This window comes from Candidatus Andeanibacterium sp. (genome assembly GCF_057143545.1).
Genome location: NZ_DBNHSF010000235.1, coordinates 37,503 through 43,757 on the forward strand (window position 1 = coordinate 37,503; position 6,255 = coordinate 43,757).

At 62.0% G+C, this 6,255-nt stretch carries 6 protein-coding genes; all 6 read left to right on the forward strand.

Annotated features, from left to right (window positions below; translation table 11 throughout):
- Positions 1-114 precede the first annotated feature (114 nt).
- On the forward strand, positions 115-318 hold the full coding sequence (gene rpmI / locus AC16XC_RS13610) for a 50S ribosomal protein L35 (protein ID WP_484035202.1): 204 nt from the start codon (positions 115-117) through the stop codon (positions 316-318).
- A gap of 17 nt (positions 319-335) precedes the next feature.
- On the forward strand, positions 336-695 hold the full coding sequence (gene rplT, locus AC16XC_RS13615) for a 50S ribosomal protein L20 (RefSeq protein ID WP_484035203.1): 360 nt from the start codon (positions 336-338) through the stop codon (positions 693-695).
- A 130-nt stretch (positions 696-825) separates the two neighbouring features.
- Positions 826-1,710, forward strand: coding sequence for a helix-turn-helix domain-containing protein (locus AC16XC_RS13620; protein ID WP_484035204.1), 885 nt, complete (start codon positions 826-828; stop codon positions 1,708-1,710).
- A gap of 228 nt (positions 1,711-1,938) precedes the next feature.
- Positions 1,939-2,853 (forward strand): AraC family transcriptional regulator, encoded by a 915-nt coding sequence (locus AC16XC_RS13625; RefSeq protein WP_484035205.1) that lies wholly within the window; start codon positions 1,939-1,941, stop codon positions 2,851-2,853.
- Positions 2,854-2,926: 73 nt separating this feature from the next.
- Entirely contained in the window at positions 2,927-4,027 is a 1,101-nt protein-coding gene (pheS, locus tag AC16XC_RS13630) for a phenylalanine--tRNA ligase subunit alpha (RefSeq protein ID WP_484035206.1), read from the forward strand.
- Positions 4,024-6,255 (forward strand): phenylalanine--tRNA ligase subunit beta (gene pheT, locus AC16XC_RS13635; protein ID WP_484035207.1); only part of this gene is annotated, 2,232 nt, incomplete at its 3' end. The genes pheS and pheT, both read left to right, overlap by 4 nt.

Sequence of the window (6,255 nt, forward strand, 5' to 3'; positions counted from 1 at the left end):
CTTTTGGGCCGTCCGCGCTTAAAGGCGCGCGCTTCACAGACACGTGATTCACGAGCCGGCCTGGCTGAAAGGGCTGCCAGGGCTGGTCCAGCGTGTCCCCGACAGGAGACGAAAATGCCCAAACTGAAGACCAAGAGCGGTGTGAAGAAGCGTTTCAAGCTCACCGCCACCGGCAAGATCAAGCACGGCGCGGTTGGTAAACGCCACCGTTTGATCAGCCACAATGCCAAGTACATCCGCCAGCACCGTGGGACCGACGTGATTTCCGACGCCGATGCGAAGGTGATCAAGAAGTGGGCGCCCTACGGGCTCGACTGAGACAGGAGTACTAGCACATGCCTCGCATCAAACGCGGCGTTACGACGCGCGCCAAGCACAAGCGCATTCTCGACCAGGCCAAGGGCTATCGCGGTCGGCGCAAGAACACGATTCGCATTGCCCGCCAGGCAGTCGAAAAGGCCGGCCAATATGCCTATCGCGACCGCAAGGTCAAAAAGCGCAATTTCCGTGCGCTGTGGATCCAGCGGATCAATGCCGCGGTTCGTGCGGAAGGCCTGACCTATTCGCAGTTCATGCATGGCGTGAAGAAGGCCGGCATAGAACTCGATCGAAAGGTCATGGCCGATCTCGCGATGAACGAAGGCGCCGCCTTCGCGACCATAATCGCCGAAGCCAAGAAGGCGCTCGCTGCCTGAGATTGCGTGTTCCTTTCCGGAAGGCTCACGCAAATTGGGAAGTTGATGGGGGTGCCGAGCCAGGAAGCCGGTTCGCACCTACCATTGCATTCCGATCATTGACCGGAAAATGCGAACGGGAACGCATTGGATGGATTGCCAGATCGACGTTCATTTCTATTCAGCGCCGCCCGATCTGCAGGGGTGTTTCTCCTCCTTTTATCGCGCCGATTTCACGGTTGCCGATGGCAAGCGGGTCAAGGACCTGCTCCAGCCGGAATGGGCCAATCTGCGCTTCTTTGCCGGCGACCGGCCTACTGCCGGTGCACCTGGCATCGACCGGCTGAGCAATGCCCGGTTGACCGCCACCGGACCAAGTTCGCTGCCGATACATTTCGAGTTGGGAACCACCCATATGTGGGGCGTGGGGCTTTTTCCGCTCGGCTGGGCAAAATTCTGTCCCGGCCCCGCGAACAAGCTCGCAAACCGGACGGTCGACGGGGAGGTGCATCCGGCCTTCGCCAATTTCGCCCAACTATCGCGCGAACTGTTCGCCGGGGATCCGGACGAGCAGACCGAACTCGAGCGGATCATCGCCTGCTTCAGGTCACTCAATCGCTCGCATCCCGACGAAAAGCGCATTGTGCGCGCCCATGCGGCCCTGGTCGATGAAGAAGTCGGCTCGGTTGGCGAGTTCGCCGAACACGCGGGGCTGGAGCGCCGCACGCTGGAAAGGGTTTGCCAGCGATTCTTCGGCTTCCCGCCCAAACTGTTGCTGAGGCGCCAACGCTTCATGCGCAGCCTTGCCCAGTTCATGCTCGAAAACGCCGCCAATTGGAGCCAGGCGATGGACGAGCATTATCACGACCAGGCCCAGTTTGTGCGCGAGTTTCGGAAGTTCATGCGCATGAGCCCGGGCGAATATGCCGCGCTGAGCCACCCGATCCTGGGCGCCTTCATGAAACACCGGGCGAAGGTCTGGGGCGCGGCTGCCCAAACCCTCGATCGGCCGTGGAGGCCGGCGGCGGACAGTTGACGCAGCCGAAATAATGGCCGACCGCTTGTTGGCGTGCCAATTCGATATTGTTACCTGCAACTTGCGAATTGTCTCTGATACATGTTGGCTCTTGAACCTGGCCAGGCAATATTGTCGAAATCCGGATTTCTTCGAACACCTGCTACCCCGTTTCGATCAATGTGCTAGGGAACGAGCGGCGCGACCGAGACAAAAGTGCTCCGGATTGGAACCAAGATTGAAGAATCGATGCAAGGCGAAGCAATCTCGGTTCACTATTTCAGGCTTCCCCGATCGGTTGAGCGCTATTTTACCGCGATTTACGTCACAACGGTCGATTGCGGCGACGGCGAATACGCGGTCGACTATCTGCATCCGGATTGGGCCGGGCTGCTTTTCGCAAGCGGCACCCCGCCGGCCATCGTTGGCAGCAACGGCGAGCGCATGGCCCAATCCAAATTCATCGTCAGGGGCGCGACCAGCATTGCGACCAAATTTGCGGTGACCCGATCCCGGATATGGGGAATGGGGCTGGAACCTGCCGGTTGGGCGCGATTTGTCGACGATTCGGCCGAACGCCTGGCTAACCGGCTGGTCGACGGATATTGCGATCCGGCCTTCGCCCCTTTCGAAGGGCTTCAATCGCTGGTCGAATCGGCAGACGGCGATCTCGACAGCATTGCAGACAGGATCGGAGATTTCCTGGAAACCTTGCCTGCGCGCGAAGTCCCGCTGGAGGACAAGATTGTCGAATGCCAGGAAGCTTTCCGCGATCCCGCAATCGCGACGGTTGCCGCCTTGCGCGAGCGCGTCGATATCCCCGGACGCTCGCTTGAACGCCTGTGCCGGCGGTATTTCGGCTTTCCTCCCAAACTCCTTATCCGCCGGCAGCGCTTCCTGCGCAGCCTCGCGCGGTTCATGCTGCAATCCGACGCGAGTTGGAGTGCTGTGCTGGACGGGCAGTATCACGACCAGTCGCAATTCGTGCGCGACTTCAAATCCTTCATGGGGCTGACCCCGCGGCAATATGCGAAATTGCCGCATCCGGTGCTGAAACCGGTATTATTGCATCGATTGGCGGATTTGGAGGGCGCCCACGAGACTTCCCTGCCATCCATCCTGGGGCGCCGCATGGGAAGGTCACAGGGGCCCTGGCCTGATTAGGGCTTGGGCTGGCGCCTCTTGCCCGCTAACAGGCCGCGCCAGATAACGAGACTTTCCCAAAGAGCATATTTGCATGGCCGACATCGAGAAATTGGAATCCGAGGCGCATTCGCGGATCAGCGCGGCAAGCGATCTCGCCACGCTTGAGGCTCTGCGCGTCGAACTGCTCGGCAAGCAGGGAAGCATATCGGCCTTGCTCAAGACGCTCGGCCAGATGGCCCCGGAAGAGCGCCAGGCCGAAGGTCCCCGGATTCACGCCTTGCGTGAATCCGTCCAGGAGGCCCTGACGTCGCGCAAGCTGGCACTGGAAGGCGCGGCGCTCGATGCTCGGCTTGCTTCGGAAACGCTCGATCTGTCCTTGCCGGCGCCCGAGGCCCCCAGGGGAACGGTCCATCCCGTCAGCCAGGTCATGGACGAGCTGGCCGAAATCTTCGCCGATCTCGGTTTCGCGGTCGCAACCGGCCCCGAAATCGAAGACGATTGGCACAATTTCACTGCGCTCAACATGCCCGAGAGCCATCCTGCGCGGGCCATGCACGATACGTTCTATTTCCCGGACAGGCCGGCGACCAACGGTCGAACCTTGTTGAGGACGCATACGAGTCCGGTGCAGGTCCGAACGATGATGGCCGAAGGCGCGCCGCTCAGGGTAATCGCTCCGGGGCGCGTCTATCGCAGCGACAGCGACGCGACCCACACGCCCATGTTCCACCAGGTCGAAGGACTGGTGATCGACAGGGACATTCACTTGGGCCATTTGAAATGGACCCTCGAGACCTTTCTCAAGGCCTTCTTCGAGCGCGAGGATATCGTGCTGCGCCTCAGGCCAAGCTATTTCCCATTCACCGAGCCTTCGGTCGAAGTCGATGTCGGCTTCGCAATTGAAGATGGCCGTCGCGTGCTCGGCGGCAGCGGCGATGCGCCTGGCCATGGCTGGATGGAACTGCTCGGCAGCGGCATGGTCAATCGCAAGGTGATCGAGATGTCCGGGCTCGATCCCGACGAGTGGCAGGGCTTCGCCTTCGGCGTCGGTGTCGACCGGCTGGCGATGCTCAAATACGGGATGGACGACCTGCGCGCGTTCTTCGATGGCGATATTCGCTGGCTGATGCATTATGGATTTTCGGCCTTCGACCAGCCGACCCTGTCGGGCGGCGTGGGAGCGCGCGCATGAAGTTCTCGCTCTCCTGGCTCAAGCAATTCCTCAAGACGGAGGCGAGCGCGGAAGACATCGCCGCCAGGCTCAACGCAATCGGGATCGAGGTCGAGGGACTGGATGATCCGGCGCAGAAGCTCGCGGGCTTTCGCATTGCCAAGGTTCTGACCGCCGAACCCCATCCGGATGCCGACAAGCTGCAGGTGCTGACGGTCGATGCGGGCGATGGCAATCCCCTGCAGGTCGTCTGCGGTGCGCCCAATGCACGTGCCGGCCTTGTCGGCGTGCTCGGTTCGCCGGGTGCCGTTGTTCCGGCCAATGGCATGGTTCTGAAGAAGAGCGCCATCCGCGGCGTCGAATCGAACGGCATGATGTGCTCGACCCGCGAGCTCGAACTGGGCGACGATCACGAAGGCATCATTGAACTACCCGACAATGCTCCGGTCGGAGCGGACTTTGCCGACTACCATGACGCGTCGCCGGTCTTCGATGTCGCTATCACGCCCAATCGTCCCGATTGCATGGGGGTTTACGGGATAGCGCGCGACCTTGCAGCAGCCGGGATTGGTGTGTTGGCACCATTGGCAATCGAGCCGGTACCGGGCAAATTTCCGTGCCCGGTCGAGATCAGGACCGACGATCCGGAAGGATGCCCCGCCTTTTTTGGCCGGGTCGTTCGCGGCGTTAGGAATGGCGCTTCGCCCGACTGGATGCAGCAAGCCCTGCGCGACGCGGGACAGCGGCCGATCTCGGCTCTGGTCGACATCACGAACTATTTGATGCTCGGCTATGGCCGACCGGCCCATGTCTACGATCTCGCGAAACTGTCGGGCGCGGTCGTTGCGCGCCGGGCGAGGGACGGCGAGCAAGTTCTCGCCCTCAACGACAAGACCTATTCCCTTACTGGCGAGATGGTCGTCATCGCCGACGATAGCGGCGTGCACGACATAGCGGGCATCATGGGCGGCGAAGATTCAGGCTGTTCGGAGCAGACCACCGACGTGCTCCTCGAAATCGCCTATTTCGATCCTGCGCGCATCGGCATGACAGGTCGCCGCCTGGGCCTCGCCTCGGATGCAAGGACCCGCTTCGAACGCGGGGTGGATCCTGAATTCCTCGACGACGGGCTTGAACTGCTTACCCGCCTCATCCTCGAGATCTGCGGCGGCGAGGCATCGGATGTGGTGCATGCCGGAAAGCCGCCGAGCGAGCGCAAGGTGATCGCATATGATCCCAAACTTGCGGGAAGCCTGGGCGGGGTTGCGATCCTGCAAACCGAGCAGAGGGTCATCCTCGAAACGCTCGGTTTCGAAGTCGATGAGGCATGGGCCGTAACAGTTCCATTGCGCCGCCACGATATCGAAGGCGCAGCCGACCTGGTCGAGGAAGTTGTTCGCATCCACGGGCTGGACAAGGTCGAGAGCGTCGCCCTCCCGCGAGCCGAGGGGATTGCCCGCCCGACCGCGACACCTGCCCAGAGGCTGGAACGCCGGCTGCGCAGGGCGGCTGCGGGTATGGGCCTGAACGAGGCGGTGACCTGGTCGTTCATTTCGGAGGAAGAGGCGGCGGCGGTCGGCGGCGGGCATTGGGTGCTCGAAAACCCGATCAGCGAAGACATGAAGATCATGCGCCCGTCGCTGCTTCCTGGCCTGCTTTCGGCCGTACAGCGCAACCTCGATCGCGGCGCTGCGTCACTGCGCCTGTTCGAAATCGGACGGCGCTACCTTCAAGATGGCGAATATCCCGCGCTGGCGGTCGTCCTCGCGGGCGAACGCGAGCCGCGTGGGTGGGCGAATGGCAAGGCGCGCGATTTCGATGCCTTCGACGCCAAGGCGATCTGTCTCGAACTGTTGCGCGAGGCGGGGGCACCGGTCGACAATCTCATGGTGATGGGGGAGGCCGGCGACTTCTACCATCCGGGGCAGTCCGCAACGCTGCGGCTTGGCCCCAAGAACCGGATCGCAAGTTTCGGCATGATCCATCCCAGGACGCTGGCGGCCTTCGATATCGATGTACCGGTTGCGGCACTTGGTATCCACCTCAATGCAATCCCGGAGAAGAAAGGCAGCGGGTTTGCCCGCGCGGCCTTTGCCCCGCCGGCCTTGCAGGCGGTGAAGCGCGATTTCGCCTTCCTGCTCGATGCGGGTGTGCCGGCCGGCGACCTGCTCCGCGCGGTCAGGAACGCGGACAAGGCGAATATCGTCGATGCGCGGATCTTCGACCTGTTCGAGGGCAAGGGTGTGCCC